The sequence below is a fragment of the Eubacterium ventriosum genome (assembly GCF_025150745.1).
Taxonomy (GTDB): domain Bacteria; phylum Bacillota; class Clostridia; order Lachnospirales; family Lachnospiraceae; genus Eubacterium_G; species Eubacterium_G ventriosum.
The window spans coordinates 376,481-392,903 of record NZ_CP102282.1 but is presented as its reverse complement, the minus strand read 5'-3'; the positions used below and the strand labels follow the sequence as shown (position 1 = coordinate 392,903).

Sequence of the window (16,423 nt, the reverse complement as noted above, 5' to 3'; positions counted from 1 at the left end):
AGAAGATGAACAAAAAGATGAATTATGAATCTAAATGGGGAGATGTAAATGTAGAACTTTCAATGAGCCAGTATACAGACAATGGCAATATTTATCTTGAACTGGTAAATACAGAGGGTGAATATCCGGAACCTTATGGAAACATAACTGTTAATTTAGTGGAAGTACCTAAATACTGCGGATATGTTGATACAAATAACATGCCGGAGATGGAAAAGTTTTTGGAAGAAAATGATTTAGGAGATTTCACGGGAATTACATTAAAAAGCGGTTTTTGCGAGTATCCGCTTTATGTTTTCAATGTGGATAAACTACGAGAGTTATGCCCCAAACAGATGGCTGAATATGAAAAAAACTTTGAGCGTAACAGAGATAAAGAACATGAAAAAGGGCAGGTGAAATAAATGTCAGTGGAAATAAATAAAGATATAGATAAATTTCAGGAATCGGTTGTGTTAGGACTTACAGCAAAACAGCTTATAGCTTCAATTCTAAGTGTGCTGGTGGGTGGAATAATAGTATTCCTTACATATAAAAAAGTAGGTCTTACGTTGTCAGCATATATAGCCATTCCGGTGGTGGCTCCAATAGCTTTAAGCGGATTTTATACATACAACGGAATGAGCTTTATGCAGGTAATGAAAAAAAGAATACAGTTTATGTTTAAAGCAAAACCGTTACTTTATAAGTCTACGGAAAATGCAGAGGAGTTAAAGAAAATCGCAGCACAGATTGAGGAAGAAAAAAGAAAGACGGAAACGGATAATAAATCAGAGTTTAACAAAACAAAAAAGAAAATGATTGTGGTGCTTGCAGTAAGCATCGTGTCAGTAATTGCAGCCATAGGCATTGCCTATGGCTGTAAATTTTTATAAGGAGGAAATAACATGGGATTATTTACGGATGGGTTTAAGAAATTAAAGAAAGCATCTGAACCGCTTTACAAAAGTCCTAAATCCATACAGGAAACAATAGAAATAATGGAAGTATCTGAAAGCGGAATCTTTAAGGTACAGCAGAATAAATATTCAAAAACATACAAGTTTATGGATATTAATTATACAACTGCAACTTATGACGAGCAGGAAGAAATACTGCAGAGATACTGTAAATTCTTAAATTCTTTTGACTGTTCTTTTAAGATTACAATCAATAATAAAAATAAAGACATGCAGGATTTGAGAAAGTACATACTTCTTCCATACTTAAATGACGGTTTTGATGATTTCAGAAAAATATATAACAAAATCATAGAGGAGAAGATAAAGGAAGGAAGACAGGGAATAGAGCAGGAAAGATATCTGACCGTAACTGTTGAGAGAAAAAAATTTGAAGAAGCAGGGGCACAGTTTGCAACCATTGAGGTAAATATAAGAAAAGCATTTAATGAACTTGGAACAGGTATTAAAGCGTTAACAGGAAATGAAAGACTCCATGTGCTGCATGATTTTTACAACATTGGAAAAGAAGATGAGTTTGATTTTGACATAAGGGAAGCAAAACGTGTGGGAAGAGATTTCAGAAATGATTTGTGCAATGGAATGATTAAGTTTCATCAGGATTATTTTGAGACAGAAAACAAGTTTTGCCGGGCATTATTTTTCAAAAAATATCCAAAGAGTTTGTCAGAAGAACTTCTTAATACAATCACAATGCTTCCGGTACATATGATAACAAGCATAGATGTTGTTCCGGTTCCAAAAGATATGACCATTAGGGTTTTACAGAAAAAGTATCTGGGAGTAGAATCAGATATTATAAAACAGCAACAGGTAAGAAACAGAAACAATGATTTTTCAACAGAGATTTCTTATGCAAAGAGGATGGAGAAAAAAGACATTGAAGACATGATGAACAACGTAAGGGAAAATGATGAGAGCATGTTTTATACTTCCGTTAATATAATCGTTATGGCAGACAGTAAGGAAGAACTGGAAAGTGCCTGTGAAACAATTGTGACAATTGGAAAAGGTAATGGAGTTACAATCGACACAAATCAGTTTATGCAGAGGGAAGCATTAAATACCATACTTCCAATTGGTGTAAGACAGATTGAAACAATGAGAACAATGCTTACCAATTCACTTGCAGGTTTAGTTCCATTTAACGTGCAGGAATTAAATGACGAAGGCGGCAATTATTACGGTATCAATCAGGTGTCAAAGAATATCAATGTTGGAAACAGAAAGAAGCTTATAAATGGAAACGGGTTTGTATTTGGTGTTCCCGGTTCAGGAAAATCCTTTTTCAGCAAAATGGAAATGGGAAGTGTTTTTTTAAAAGGAGAAGATGATGTAATCGTAATTGATCCGATGCATGAATACTTTGACATTGCAAAGACGTACGGAGGAACAGTTGTTAATTTATCAACGTATACGGATAACTATGTAAATCCTCTTGATATGGACGTGTGGAATCTGGATGCCAGAGACTCAAAAGGATGGATTAGGGAAAAATGTTCATTTATGTTTGGCTTGTGTGAACAGTGTCTTAATAAACCGCTTACACCGCAGCAGCGTTCTATTATTGACAGGTGCTTAACAGAGATGTATTTGGATATCGCAAGAAGCAGAGAAAAGTATATTCCGGTAATGTCTGATTTTTATGAAAGACTATTAAACCAGACAGATGCAGATGAAAGAAAGATAGCTAAGGATATTGCCCTTTCTCTTGAAATCTTTGTAAAAGGTTCCTTAAACATTTTTAATAATCAGACAAACGTGGATATGAATAACAGATTTACTGTTTATGGAATAAGAGACTTAGGACAGGACCTTGCCCCGGTATCTATGCTTATTATGATGGAAGCAATTCAGCAGAGAATTGTTGAGAACGGACAAAAAGGCAGGGCAACATGGCTTTACATAGACGAATTTCATGTTCTCTTAAATTCAGAGTACAGTGCAAAGTATTTACAGCAGCTATGGAAAAAGGTAAGAAAGCAGGGTGGACTATGCACAGGCATAACACAGAATGTTATTGACCTTTTGCAGAACTATACTGCAACGACTATGCTTGCAAACAGTGAGTTTGTGGCAATATTAAAACAGGCAAACACAGATGCAGAAAAAATAGCGGAAGTGGTAGGTGTATCAGAGTCACAGCTTGAATTTGTAAGCAATGCACCGTCAGGCATGGGACTTATTAAGTGTGGAAACGTGATTATTCCGTTTGATAATACTATCAGCAAAGACACAGAGCTTTATAAATTGTATAATACAAATATCCATGAAAGAATAGCAAATAAGGAAAGTATCAATAGTTAAGTGAGTAGATAAAAGGAATAACCTATGTTAAAATTGTATCAGATAAATATGTGATTCTATTTTAACAAACCAATAAATTGTATTGGGTAAAGGAGGAGTAATGGGAAAAATAATTTATGAAAATTCAGAACCTGTAATCCATTTCGATTATTTGGTAAATAACAGTAAATATAATAAACTAACGAGGGAAAATTATGCGGTTATAGATAAGCGAACGTCATTTTATTTTAAAAATAATCCAAAAGCATACGAAATAAATAAGTCGGATATTGATGAAGGAAAAGTGCCAAGATATGATTTAGCATTAGACAAAAAAGGATTAACATATACAGATGAATGGTGCGAAAAACATAGAGAACAGGCTTTAAAAAATTTTGATATGAATATGGAGTATTATAAGTATGTGGGCAAAAATTTTGAAGAAAAACTAAATGAATTTTTGTTGACAGATGGAAGTGAGTTTAAAGAATACTATTCTCTAAATCACGAAGATATGAAAAAACCAGGAATATATATGCTTGTATTAGGTGAATATAAAAGAATCTATATAGGAATTACCAGAAAGCAAACATTACGCCGAAGAATATTAAAACATTGGAGCACGGTAAAACAGTTTGATAGATTAATATGGGGAAGCGTTAATAGTTCAATTATATCAATTGATTCGTTTGGGTGTTTAGATACAACAAGGATTTTTTTGATACCTGTAGATAGCGAAGCGATTGACGAGTTATATGAAAAAGAATTACAAATTACAAGTAGTCCGTTGATTTACAATTTTCTTCAAAACAGAACATCCGGTGGAATGACAACGTATATGGATTCAGTGATGAATATGAGATGTATTGATATAAAAAATAATTGTATAAAAGACCTTTGAGGTAAAGGAATAACAATACAAAAAAATGAAGAGTAATAAGCTAAAGATACTTTATTGTTTAGGTACTATTACAGTATAAACGGTGGAGGAGTTGGTGATATGGTACAACAAAAAGTAAAAAATGAACATTATGTTCCACAGAGATATTTGCATACATTTGCAAAACAAAAGGGAAAAACATATCGTTTTAATATTTTTGATAAAGAAAAAATTCAAATTAGACCGGGAAATGTTGAAGATTATGCATCGGAAAGATATTTTTACGATGTAGATTTTGAGCAGTTGAGAAAAAAAGCAGAAGAAAAAGATCCCAATTTTAAGATAGATCCTGAGATGGAAAAGTTGATGCAAGAGATTGACACTCAACATATTGAGCATTTTTTGCAGAAAATGTAGAAACTTTTTTGTTTGATTCTGTTGCACAAATTACATCAACTTATATGATGGCAAATCCTGTACGATTGTTAGAAATGGAAATTCTTAACGATGAACAAATGGATAAAATTTCGTTATATCTTGCATTGCAACAAGTGAGAACAAAGGAATTTAGGCAAGTAATCATTGAAACGTATGAAAGAATGCCATTACTACTAATGAAAAAAATGGCTAAATCGGAAGAAGAAAGAGAATTATTAAATAATATTAGACTAGAATGGAATGACGAAAATCAGAAGAAATTGCTTCATGCACAGATGATATTGGATGAAGAAAATATTACAAAGTTAGCATTAGTATTTAGGGATAAATATTGGATGGTGTTAATTAATGAAACCGGGATGCCATTTTATACTTCGGATAATCCGGTGGTACGATATGGACATTGTGGACAAATGGGATATGGAAGCCGGGGAATAGAAATTGCATTTCCAATAAATTCACGATTGATACTTGTTTTACGTGATAGGGACTACTTCTCAACGGATGGAGTTCTTCATAAGCATTTTTGTAAAATAGACGAAGAAAATGTTATTTTTTATAACGCTTTACAAGTGCAACAAAGTTATAGATATGTTTTCTGTAAAGAAGAAAAATTTGATTTGGCAAACGATATACTAAAAAAAGAGCCTGAATTGAGTGATATAAATCGCAATAGATTTTTTATGTGTTGATAGATTTTTTGAATTCTACGGAGGTATATGTAGTTTGGTTGAAGTACAGTTTTATGATAGTATTAATGATAATTTATTAAAATTTGCGGTCATTATTTCAAAATTTGACGGGAAGTGGGTTTTTTGTAAACATTGGGAGAGAGATACCTATGAAGTTCCAGGTGGACACAGAGAAGCAGATGAACCTATTTTAGAAACAGCAAAGAGAGAATTGCAAGAAGAAACGGGAGCTGTTAATTTTGAAATAAAGCCAATATGCGTGTATTCAGTGAAAGGCAAGACAAGAGTGAATGAAAATATAGATGATGAAACGTTTGGAATGCTTTTTATTGCTGATATTACTTCTTTTGGAAATATAAATAGTGAAATAGAAAAAATTATTATTGTAGATGATTTGGTTGATAATTGGACATATCCATTAATTCAGCCTAAATTGATAGCTGAGGCAAAGAAAAGAGGCTATATATAATCACTCGAAGTTTTCAATTTGCCGAAGAGACAAATTCAAAATTATCGAGAATATAAAGTGATGTAAAAATTTGCAGTTGATGGTGAGATTATATGTAATTTTGTTAGAAGAATCAGCAATTTGGGAACAGTTAAAGCGAAAGAAATGATTTAATATATAACTACCACGTGGAGTTGAGAGGTGATGGTTATGAATCACGTACTAAAATATATTGAAGAACATTTAGAAGAATCATTAAATATAAAAAGATTGGCAGAGATAGCTGGGTATTCTGAGTATCATTTTATTCGTATGTTTAAGCGATATACGAATGAAACCGTTATGGAGTATGTTTGCCGACGTAGACTTATTAGGGCATGTGAAGATATTTTGTTGGGGATGCGTATAATTGACGTTGCAATAAAATATGGATGGCAGTCACATAGTGCTTTTTCTAAGTCGTTCAATAGAGAATTTGGATTTCCACCATCACTCCTTAAAACAATGAAATTAGAAATTGATTGTATAGGAGGTAGTTATATGAATCATATTTTTTTGCAAACTACAAAAATTGGTATGAGCAAAGAGGAATTGCTTGAACTACTGGAAGAAACAATGGATAAAAATAGTATTGCTTTTGCCCCCAAAAAATTATCAGAGGTTTTTAAAGTAGCATGCAATGCTTATAAAGACAAAAAAAGATATTCGGGTGAGGAGTATGTTACGCATCCTATAAATGTTTCAATCTTGTTAGCTGAATTAGGGGCGGAACAAGATATTATTTTAGCAGGCATGTTTTGTGATGTGTCGACCAAAGGGAATGATGCCAATTTAGAAAATGAATTGCCATACGACATATGGAATATAGTTAAACGAATTGATAATCAAGAATCAAATGAAGTGATTTTGATTAAACTTGCTGAAAGACTTCACAATATGCGAACAATAGATTACATTGATGAAAATAAAAAAGTAGCAAAAGCGAAAGAAACTATTGAAATTTATATGCCTTTAGCAAGAAAAATTAATAATCAAAAATTGATTGATGAACTTAATAATTTGGCCTATAAGTACAATAATTGATACTTGTTAGTCATTGCAGTTAATATAAGGGGAACCCAGGTTTAATGTATGATATTTTGTTTGAACGCAGAACAGAAATATGGTAATCTTGTCAATATTTAAGTTTCATGAAATAACAGAAAATCATCAAAAGATAGAAAATCGCAATTGTTGTATTTTATAAGAAAACCTATGAATTAAAAAAATATATAACATCACTTAAAAATTGTTAAGCCATTACAAAGCTAAAAACTTTGTAGTGGCTTTCTTTATGCAGGAGGAAAAATGGAAAAGAGGAAAGAGAAAAAGGAAAGGCATATCCATAGCCGTGATATGCCAAATTTCCGTAGAAATGATACAGATAAAAGAAAAGTCATTAAAGATAAAAAGAAAGTCCTAAGACAAGGAACAGATATGGCAGTAAGAACGGGAGTAAAAACCACGCTAGACCAAATGGAAGGCAGTGAGGAAGTAGAAAATGCACTGGTTACTGCGGCAGTTGTTACAACTCCCATTAGAAAAACTGCAAGTAAGACAACTAAAATTATAAGAGAGAAAGCAAAGCGAAAACGTGTAAAAGAGCAGTCTGAAAAAAATGTAAGAGAAAAGCAGAAAAGTGAAAATAGAAAAATACACAGTCAGACACACAAAGAAGACAGTTATGCAAAGGAAAAGCAAATACGCAAGAGGGAAAATAGTGTAAAGAAAGATACAACAGGAGGAAATAAAGTAAAATCCGGTAAATCAAACAGCAGTAGTGATAGAGGCAGTCATTCAGCTTCCAAAAGCAGAAAGGTTGCTTTTTTTGTGGAAAAATTAAGAAGTACAGGAATGACAACATCGTTAAACAGTGAAAATCAGAAGTCTGGTGTATCTGACATAATGAAGACAGTTATGATAAAGATTGGTGCTGTTTTACTTCCAATTGTTTTACTTCTGTTTTCCATAGTTGCCATTGCCACAGCGTTGGTAGCCGTAGTTATAGCGGTTATATATAACTCTCCATTTTCTATATTCTTTCCACCATTAGAGAATGGAGATACCGTTATGACAGTCACAAGCCAGTATGTTGCTGAGTTTAACAGAGACATCAATACTATGGTTACCGAACATAAGGACTGTGATATTGGAAAAATCGTATACGTGGATTATGAGGGAACATCATCCGCGCCATCCAATTACTATGATGTCATGAGTGTATATATGGTTAAATACGGTGTAGGAAATACTGCAACGGTTATGAATGATACAGCGAAGGCAAATCTTAAAACAGTGTTTGATGATATGTGTTCATACACCACATCAACGGGAGAAGAAAAGATTAAAAATGAAAGTGGTAAGAAAGAAAAGAAAAAAGTTCTTTATGTAAATGTTACTTTAAAAACATATCATCAAATGGAAACAGAGTATGGAATGAGTGATGATGAAATAAGTATGCTTAATTCCCTGATGAGTCCTGAAAATCTGTCTTCACTGGGTATTACCAGTGGCAGTACGGGAACACAAACCGGAGGGAATAAAAAGTCATTGCTTACGCAGAATGAGATTAATGAGATTTTAAACAAGATAACTGATGAAAAAGCAAAAACATCAGTGAGTTTTGCATTGTCAAAAGTAGGTTATCCGTACAGTCAGCCACTTAGAAATTCAGGGACACATTTTGACTGTTCATCTTTGGCATATTATGCATGGAACAGTGCCGGCATATCTGTAATGACAGACGGTTCAAATACGGCAGCATCAGAGGCTAAGTGGTGCAGTGATAATGACTGTACTGTGAAAGAAGAAAACCTAAAGCCGGGAGACCTTATATTCTACAGTTATTCCAATAACGGAAGATATAAAAATATAAGTCATGTAGGAATTTATGTAGGAGACGGAAAAATGGTGGAAGCTGTGGATGAGGCAACGGGAGTTGTTATGCAGGATTACCATAATGGTGGTCTGGTTATGATAGGAAGACCGGATAAAAAGAAGAAAAATTAAAATTATTAAGGAAGCAGAGCATAAATTGTTTTGCTTCTTTTGGAACAGGAGGACAAATGAGAGAAACATATATTAAAAACATGGAGTTTTTGATAAGCGAACTTCATAAGGAATGGAATAAAAGCAAAGGAGACAGCAATCAAATTAAAGTATCTTTAAATAAGGCTCATAAATTACGAAGTAAGATTTCCGAACATATAGTAAAACAGCAGAAAATTATTAATGAAGATTCAAACATTGACTTTGAGGAAAGTATGAAAATGTCAAAAGAAAATTTTGTAATGTTAAGACTGATAAAAAAGATAAACAGAAATATGAAAAAAGGTGAAGAAGAATTTTGTGTAAATCTTGATACAGAAGAATACAATGTATATTTGAAACTTTTAGAATCGAAAGAAGGTGCGTAGCATGGGTAAAAAATATAAAGTGATTTATGCTGATCCTCCTTGGCAGTATCGTGTGTATTCAAAAAAAGGTCAGGGAAGAAGTGCAGAAAATCATTATCATACAATGAATATTGATGACATACGTTCACTTCCGGTGGCTAATATTGCAGATGATGACTGTGTTTTATTTTTATGGATTACGTTTCCATGTCTTAAAGAGGGAATTTCCGTAATGGAGAGCTGGGGATTTACATATAAAACCTGTGGCTTTAACTGGGTAAAGAGAAATAAGAAAAAAGATACTTATTTTATGGGGCTAGGATTTTGGACAAGGTCTAATTCAGAAGTGTGTCTAATCGGAACCAAAGGACATCCTAAACGTGTTTCAAAAGCTGTAAGTCAGATATGTGATGCAAGAGTAATGACACATAGCAAAAAGCCTGATGAAATAAGAAAACGTATAGTAGAGCTTTGCGGGGATGTGCCACGCATTGAACTGTTTGCCAGAGAGACAGCTGACGGATGGGACTATCTTGGTGATGAAATTGACGGAAAGGATATAAGAGATGCCTTGAAAGGGGTGATTGAAAATGAGTGCTGATTATAAAGTACAAAGACTGTATGACGAGTATATTCATGACATTGTATCCAGTGCAGACAACTGGAAAAACTTTTTAAGAATAACAGGAAGAATTTACAGATATGAGTTTGACAACATACTTATGGTGTATGCACAGCGACCAAATGCAACTCTGGTAGGAGATTATGATTCATGGAAAAAGGTAGGCAGATATGTAAAAAGAGGAAGCAGGGGAATTGCAATATTTCCATCAAAGATTTTAAAACCACATATGCGATATATTTTTGATGTATCTGATACAGGAGGAAAGAACGTAAAACTAACATGGGATTTGAATGGTGATAATCTAAAAAGTCTGGTGGACGAACTGACAGAAGAGGGAAAGATTGAGCCTTATTTAAATGATGACAGAAAAAATTTAGAGAATCTCTTAAAGAACTATACAAAGGAGAACATACGATCTATAATGAAAGAGAAATCCGAAGCAGGGATTTCTGAACTTAACCGGATTACAGGTGGTGTGATTAATGGTGGAGATAATGAAACGCAAGGGCTTACTGTTGAAGAAATGTTATATGAAAGCGTTTTATATGCAGTAGGTACAAGATGTGGATTTGACATGTCCGCTGAAGAACAGGACATGAGTTTTATAATAAATATATCTGATGAAGATGATATTTACCGCTTTGGTTCCCTTGTATGTGACGTATCCTGTAGTGTTCTTAAAGAGTTTAATTACAGAGTAAGACGAATAGAAAAAGAAAGGAGCGTCACAAATGAAAGAAAAGAGAATAACTTATCACGAGGGAGCAGACGGAATGCTGTATCCGAATCTGGAATTGCCACAGGAGCAGGAAATAAGCATGACACAGATAGGAAAGTACGGAATGATGGCAGCAGAGTATCTGAAGGAAAACGAGAGGAACAGATACAACACACTGTATCGTCTGGGAAGACTGGCAGAGAAGATGAAGGAAGTGGACACGGAGGCAAACAGCCTGATGGACACACTGATGACGGATTACTTAAAGAAACACAAACCTCAGAATCCTACTTCAACAATGGAAATGTGGAAACTAAGGAATCAGGCAAAGATGATGGCAGAGGAAGTGGTTCTAAATCAGATAGTGTACAGATTTCACTAGAAAATGAATCTGAAAATTCTGACGGACAGATAAATGAAGAATTAAATAAAGAGCTGGATGAAATTAATTCATTTGGAGTATCAAGGGAAGCAGGCTTTGAGCAGGCTTCCTTTTTATTTGATGATAATACTAAAGAAATAACAGTTGCAGACAGTAAAAAGCCTTTGCCAAATCAAAGAAAAAAATATACCTATATGGAACCGAAAAAAGAACGTGTAGTTCCTCATGATTACATTGTTTCAGTTCTCTTAAGAGGAACCGGATTTGTGGGAGGAAAGGAAAGAGTATATAAAATTTATCAGACAGTGGACAGCCCATCAGAAAGGGCAAAACTTATAAAAAAGGAATTTGGTCTTGGAGGTGCAGGCTGGCCAATTGATGGCTATGGTTTACACGGATATGATACTTTTAAGCCTCAGGGAATGAGATTCCAGTGGAGAGATGCTGAAGGAGAAAAAGAAGGATATGTAAGCTGGAATACTGTTGAGGAAGAAATAATCGGTGAGTATGACATTCCGGATGAAGTGTTTGAAATGGGTAAAAAGCCTATATCTGACATGGAACGAGACATTGAAAAGAAAGACTTTCATTACAATCTGTGGAGAATTGAAACAGGAGGTTCTAAAACAAGGTATCAGTGGAATGTTGAAGCAATAAAAACATTAAAGCAGATTGAAAAAGAAGAAAGAAATGCAACAGATGATGAGCAGAAAATACTTTCACAGTATGCAGGATGGGGTGGAATCCCGGAAGTGTTTGACGAAAAGAATGATTTATGGAGAAGGGAGTATAAAGAATTAAAAGAACTTCTTACCCCGGCAGAATATGAAAATGCAAGAGCAAGTGTTAATAATGCTTTTTACACTTCTCCTGACATTGCCATGTGCATTAATCAGGCACTTGCAAACTTTGGAGTAACAAAGGGAAACATTCTTGAACCGTCTATGGGCATTGGAAACTTTTTCGGCAGTATGCCTGATGCAATGCAAAACTGTAAACTTTACGGTGTGGAAATGGACGATGTTACAGGAAGAATAGCAAAACAGTTATATCAGAACGCAAGCATCACAATTGCAGGATTTGAAGATACAAAGTTTCCGGATAACTTTTTTGATGCTGCAGTCGGTAATGTACCCTTTGGAGATTATAAAGTATATGATCCAAAGTACAATAAGTTAAACTTTCGTGTACATGATTATTTTTTGGCAAAGGCGTTAGACCAGATAAGACCGGGAGGAATAGCGGCATTTATTACAACGAAGGGTACAATGGACAAAGCAAACCCCAATGTAAGAAGATACCTTGCACAGAGGGCAGAATTAATCGGTGCAATAAGACTTCCCAATACGGCATTTAAAGAAAATGCAGGAACGGAAGTAACATCAGACATTTTGTTTTTTAAAAAAAGGGAACGACAGATAGACATTGAACCAGACTGGGTACATCTTGGATATACGAAAGATGGCATACCGGTTAATTCATATTTTGTGGAGCACCCTGATATGATGCTTGGGACAATGGAGTATGATACAGGAAGATTTGGAGATAAGAGCAGATATACCATATGTGTAAATCATAAAGAAAATTTCAATATCTATGAAAGCTTAAGCAGTGCAATAGGAAAACTTGATGCAACTGTAACAGACTTTGAAATTGAAGAACCGGAAGAAAATGAGGAGATAATTGAGGCAAATCCGGATGTCAGAAATTTTACATATACTTTTTTAGACGGTAAGTTGTATTTCAGACAAAACTCCCAGATGTATTTAAAGGAGTATCCAAGGACAGCTGAGGAAAGAATAAAAGTACTTGATGAGATAAGAAAACTTACAAGAAATCTTATTGACATACAGACTAAAGGATGCAGTGAGGAAGAATTAAAAAACTGTCAGGAGATATTAAATGATAAGTATGATGAGTTCATAAATAAATACGGTGCGATTACATCAAAGGCAAATAACAGGGCATTTCGTGATGATGCTGACTATCCTCTTCTGTGTTCTCTTGAAAACGTGGATGAAGACGGTGAGGTTACAAAGGCTGACATGTTTTATAAACAGACAATTAAACCGGAGGTGACGATAGACAGAGTTGAAACTGCAGTGGAAGCCCTTAATATTTCAATCAGTGAATTTGGAGAGGTAAACATTCCGTTTATGCTTAGTATATATACACCTGACATAAATGGATATGACGAAGATAAAAATAACAATTTTTCAGATGAGAATAGGTCAGATGATGCAGAGAGACAAAAACTAATAGAAGAACTAAGAGGACTAATCTTTTTAAATCCCTCAAGATATAATGAAAACAATATGGATGAGGGGTGGGAGACGGCAGACGAATATTTGTCAGGAAACGTAAGAAGTAAGCTTACATTGGCAGAAAAGTATGCTGAAGAAACTCCTGAAATATTTAGAATAAATGCAGAAGAACTTAAAAAGGTTCAGCCTAAAGATTTGGATGCATCTGAAATAGATGTAAGGATAGGTACAACATGGATTGAAGAACAGGATTATGAGAAATTTGTTTATGAACTTCTAGGAACACCGAGACGTGCAAAAGCAATAAGAAGTGCTTATTATTCATCAGGAATAATGGTTCATCTGAATAAATACAGTATGGAATGGTTTATAGAAAATAAATCAATGGATAAGCATTCTGTGGCAGCTTCCAAAACATATGGAACAAGCCGCATGGATGCTTATTCTATTTTCGAAGCAAGTCTTAATTTGAAGACCGTAACTGTAAAAGACAGGGTGGATGACGGTGACGGTAAATATCATTATGTTGTAAATAAAAATGAAACAATGCTTGCAAGGGAGAAACAAAATCTGATTAAGGAGAAATTTAAGGAATGGATATTTGCAGAACCGGAAAGAAGAAAGAAATATGTGGATTATTATAATCAGACATTTAATAATACAAGACTTCGCGAATATGACGGTTCAAGCCTGACTTTTCCGGGAATGAATCCTGAGATTGAATTAAGAACTCATCAGAAAAATGCAGTAGCAAGAATATTGTTTGGAGGAAATACATTGCTTGCCCATTGTGTTGGAGCAGGAAAATCATTTGAAATGATGGCAGCGTGTATGGAACAGAAAAGATTAGGTCTTGCAAACAAAACAGCAATGATTGTTCCTAAAGCATTAATAAATCAGACAGCATCTGAATTTCTACGTTTGTATCCGTCTGCAAACATACTGGTTGCAACAGAACGTGATTTTGAAAAAAGCAGGAGACAGCAGTTTATATCAAGGATAGCCACAGGAGACTATGACTGCATTATTATGTCCCATTCCCAGTTTGAAAAAATTCCAATCTCAAAAGAGAGAAAGGAAAGAATGTTAAATGAGCAAATAGAACAGATTTCTTATGCCATAGATGAGACAAAAGAAAAGAACGGCGAAAGATGGACTGTAAAACAAATGGAAGCCCAGAAAAAAAGACTAAAAGAGCAGTTAAAGACTCTTACAGATGAGCAGAGAAAAGATGACCTGATAACATTTGAAGAATTAGGCATTGATTGCCTTATGGTGGATGAAGCACATAATTACAAAAACCTTGCCATATTTTCAAAGATAAATAATGTATCAGGCATAAGCAGTTCGGGAGCAAAGAAAGCAACAGACATGCAGCTTAAATGTCAGTATATAAATGAGATAAATCCGGGAAGAGGAATTGTATTTGCCACGGGAACACCTATAAGCAATACAATGTGTGAAATGTATGTAATGCAAAGCTATCTGCAGAAGGATACATTGGAAGAAAAGGGAATATATCATTTTGATTCATGGGCAGCAAACTTCGGTGAGATTACAACAACACTTGAACTTACGGTTGAAGGAAGCGGTTTTCGTATGAAAAGCAGATTTAATAAGTTTACCAATCTGCCGGAGCTTATGAACATATTTAAACAGGTTGCTGATGTACAGACACAGGATATGTTAGAGCTTGATGTTCCTAAATTAAGAGATGGAAAGTACATCATTGTGGAATCAGAGCCTGATTGGTATGTCAAACAGGTAATGGAAGATTTTGTGGTAAGGGCAGAGCGTATTAGAAATGGTGGCGTAGATTCAAGTGTTGATAACTTTTTAAAGATAACTCACGAAGCAAGATTGCTTGGAACGGATGCAAGACTTCTTGATAAGGATGCTCCCAACAATCCTGACGGAAAACTTAATAAGGTAGTACAAAATGTGTTCTACGAATATGACAGGGCGAACAGTGAAGGAAAAATAGGCTGTCAGCTTGTTTTTTCAGATATTGGAACACCCGGAGGAAAAGAGTTTGATGTATACAATTACGTAAAGTCTGAACTTGTAAAAAAAGGAATACCTGAAAATGAAATAGCATTTATCCATGATGCAAAAACAGATGCACAAAGAGATATCTTATTTAAGGAAATGAGAACAGGTAAAAAGAAGGTACTTATAGGCTCAACAGACAAATGTGGTACGGGAGTAAATGTTCAGACACATCTTGTAGCAATGCATCATATAGACTGCCCATGGAAACCGTCAAGTATTGAACAGAGAGAGGGACGAGGAATAAGACAGGGCAATTTGAATGAAGAAGTTGCAGTATACAGATATGTTACAAAGGAAACTTTTGATGCATACTCCTGGTCACTTGTGGAAAACAAACAGAGATTCATAAGTCAGGTAATGACAAGCAAGGCAGTATCAAGAACATGTGAAGACATAGATGAGGCAACATTGTCTTATGCAGAGATAAAGGCAGTTGCAACAGGTAATCCGCTGATAAAGGAAAAGATGGAACTTGATAATGAATTGCAGAGATTAAAGCTGTTAAAGTCTAATTACGACAGCCAGAGATATACTTTTCAGGATAATTTTATGATTAAGTATCCGAAACTGATTAAGGCGGTAGAAGAAAAACTTAAGTGTGTAAAGTATGACATTGAAGCAAGAGATAAGGAACTTTTAAAAGGTGACGGATTTGCCATAACCATAGGTAAGATTACATATGATGAGCGAAGCGAAGGCGGTACTGCATTGCTTGAAGCAGTAAGCAAGAGCAAAAGCGGAGATACTTATGAGATTGGAAGTTTTAGAGGTTTCACCCTTTTAGTAGAAAAGAACTATATGGGTATTAATTATATGATACTTCGTGGAAAGACAGAGTATAAGGCTGAAATGTCAACAAGCCCTGTGGGGAATATGATAAAGCTTGACAACCTGTTTAATAACTTAAATGAAAAAGAAGAATTTCTCAAAAAGAAGATTGAACAGTATAAGAGAGACATGGAGTCCTCAAAGAGCGAGTATGAGAAGCCTTTTGCCTATGAGAAAGAATTAAGTGACAAGCAAAAGAGGCAGGCAGAATTAAACGCAATGCTTGATTTGGAAAAGAACATTGATGAAGAGATATGTGTGTCAGAACAGACAAATTTGAAAGTATCAGAGAATGCGAAGAACACGTATACCGTAAACAAAGACAGTAAAACACAGGATATGAGTGAATATCCTAATGAAAGTAACAGGGATGGCAGATAGCTGTCCCTGTTTTAGTAACAAGAAATTTTTAAACAT

12 protein-coding genes are annotated in these 16,423 nt (G+C 34.6%); all 12 read left to right on the top strand.

Going from position 1 to position 16,423, the window contains the following annotated elements; genetic code table 11:
• The first annotated feature begins 5 nt into the window (after positions 1-5).
• Entirely contained in the window at positions 6-404 is a 399-nt protein-coding gene (locus NQ558_RS01675) for a DUF4313 domain-containing protein (protein WP_005363089.1), read from the top strand.
• On the top strand, positions 405-875 hold the full coding sequence (locus NQ558_RS01670; RefSeq protein ID WP_005363087.1) for a PrgI family protein: 471 nt from the start codon (positions 405-407) through the stop codon (positions 873-875). It begins immediately after the preceding gene.
• A 12-nt stretch (positions 876-887) separates the two neighbouring features.
• Positions 888-3,266, top strand: a complete 2,379-nt coding sequence (locus tag NQ558_RS01665) for a VirB4-like conjugal transfer ATPase, CD1110 family (RefSeq protein ID WP_005363084.1) — start codon at positions 888-890, stop codon at positions 3,264-3,266.
• 100 nt (positions 3,267-3,366) lie between these two features.
• Positions 3,367-4,146 (top strand): hypothetical protein, encoded by a 780-nt coding sequence (locus tag NQ558_RS01660; RefSeq protein ID WP_005363082.1) that lies wholly within the window; start codon positions 3,367-3,369, stop codon positions 4,144-4,146.
• A 99-nt stretch (positions 4,147-4,245) separates the two neighbouring features.
• Complete coding sequence (locus NQ558_RS01655; protein ID WP_005363080.1) at positions 4,246-4,542, top strand: DUF4238 domain-containing protein; 297 nt, start codon at positions 4,246-4,248, stop codon at positions 4,540-4,542.
• Positions 4,543-4,586: 44 nt separating this feature from the next.
• A complete protein-coding gene (locus NQ558_RS01650; protein WP_005363078.1) occupies positions 4,587-5,255 on the top strand; it encodes a DUF4238 domain-containing protein in 669 nt (222 codons plus the stop codon).
• Between the two features lie 34 nt (positions 5,256-5,289).
• Complete coding sequence (locus NQ558_RS01645; protein ID WP_040447152.1) at positions 5,290-5,724, top strand: NUDIX hydrolase; 435 nt, start codon at positions 5,290-5,292, stop codon at positions 5,722-5,724.
• A gap of 189 nt (positions 5,725-5,913) precedes the next feature.
• On the top strand, positions 5,914-6,786 hold the full coding sequence (locus NQ558_RS01640; protein WP_158561116.1) for a helix-turn-helix transcriptional regulator: 873 nt from the start codon (positions 5,914-5,916) through the stop codon (positions 6,784-6,786).
• A gap of 264 nt (positions 6,787-7,050) precedes the next feature.
• Positions 7,051-8,751 (top strand): C40 family peptidase, encoded by a 1,701-nt coding sequence (locus NQ558_RS01635; protein ID WP_005363071.1) that lies wholly within the window; start codon positions 7,051-7,053, stop codon positions 8,749-8,751.
• 56 nt (positions 8,752-8,807) lie between these two features.
• Positions 8,808-9,158, top strand: a complete 351-nt coding sequence (locus NQ558_RS01630) for a hypothetical protein (RefSeq protein WP_005363070.1) — start codon at positions 8,808-8,810, stop codon at positions 9,156-9,158.
• Position 9,159: 1 nt separating this feature from the next.
• Entirely contained in the window at positions 9,160-9,738 is a 579-nt protein-coding gene (locus NQ558_RS01625; protein ID WP_005363068.1) for an MT-A70 family methyltransferase, read from the top strand.
• The gene (locus tag NQ558_RS13135) at positions 9,728-16,387 is read left to right on the top strand and encodes a helicase-related protein (RefSeq protein ID WP_005363066.1); all 6,660 of its coding nucleotides are present in this window, start codon (positions 9,728-9,730) and stop codon (positions 16,385-16,387) included. Before NQ558_RS01625 ends, NQ558_RS13135 begins: the two co-directional genes overlap by 11 nt.
• Positions 16,388-16,423: the final 36 nt, after the last annotated feature.

Bases quoted from the DNA above. Each gene is read 5' to 3' on its own strand.
- NQ558_RS01640 (WP_158561116.1), top strand. From the start codon at position 5,914: ATGAATCACGTACTAAAATATATTGAAGAACATTTAGAAGAATCATTA.
- NQ558_RS01650 (WP_005363078.1), top strand. From the start codon at position 4,587: ATGATGGCAAATCCTGTACGATTGTTAGAAATGGAAATTCTTAACGAT.
- NQ558_RS01665 (WP_005363084.1), top strand. From the start codon at position 888: ATGGGATTATTTACGGATGGGTTTAAGAAATTAAAGAAAGCATCTGAA.
- NQ558_RS01630 (WP_005363070.1), top strand. From the start codon at position 8,808: ATGAGAGAAACATATATTAAAAACATGGAGTTTTTGATAAGCGAACTT.
- NQ558_RS01635 (WP_005363071.1), top strand. From the start codon at position 7,051: ATGGAAAAGAGGAAAGAGAAAAAGGAAAGGCATATCCATAGCCGTGAT.
- NQ558_RS01670 (WP_005363087.1), top strand. From the start codon at position 405: ATGTCAGTGGAAATAAATAAAGATATAGATAAATTTCAGGAATCGGTT.
- NQ558_RS01675 (WP_005363089.1), top strand. From the start codon at position 6: ATGAACAAAAAGATGAATTATGAATCTAAATGGGGAGATGTAAATGTA.
- NQ558_RS13135 (WP_005363066.1), top strand. From the start codon at position 9,728: ATGAGTGCTGATTATAAAGTACAAAGACTGTATGACGAGTATATTCAT.
- NQ558_RS01625 (WP_005363068.1), top strand. From the start codon at position 9,160: ATGGGTAAAAAATATAAAGTGATTTATGCTGATCCTCCTTGGCAGTAT.
- NQ558_RS01660 (WP_005363082.1), top strand. From the start codon at position 3,367: ATGGGAAAAATAATTTATGAAAATTCAGAACCTGTAATCCATTTCGAT.
- NQ558_RS01655 (WP_005363080.1), top strand. From the start codon at position 4,246: ATGGTACAACAAAAAGTAAAAAATGAACATTATGTTCCACAGAGATAT.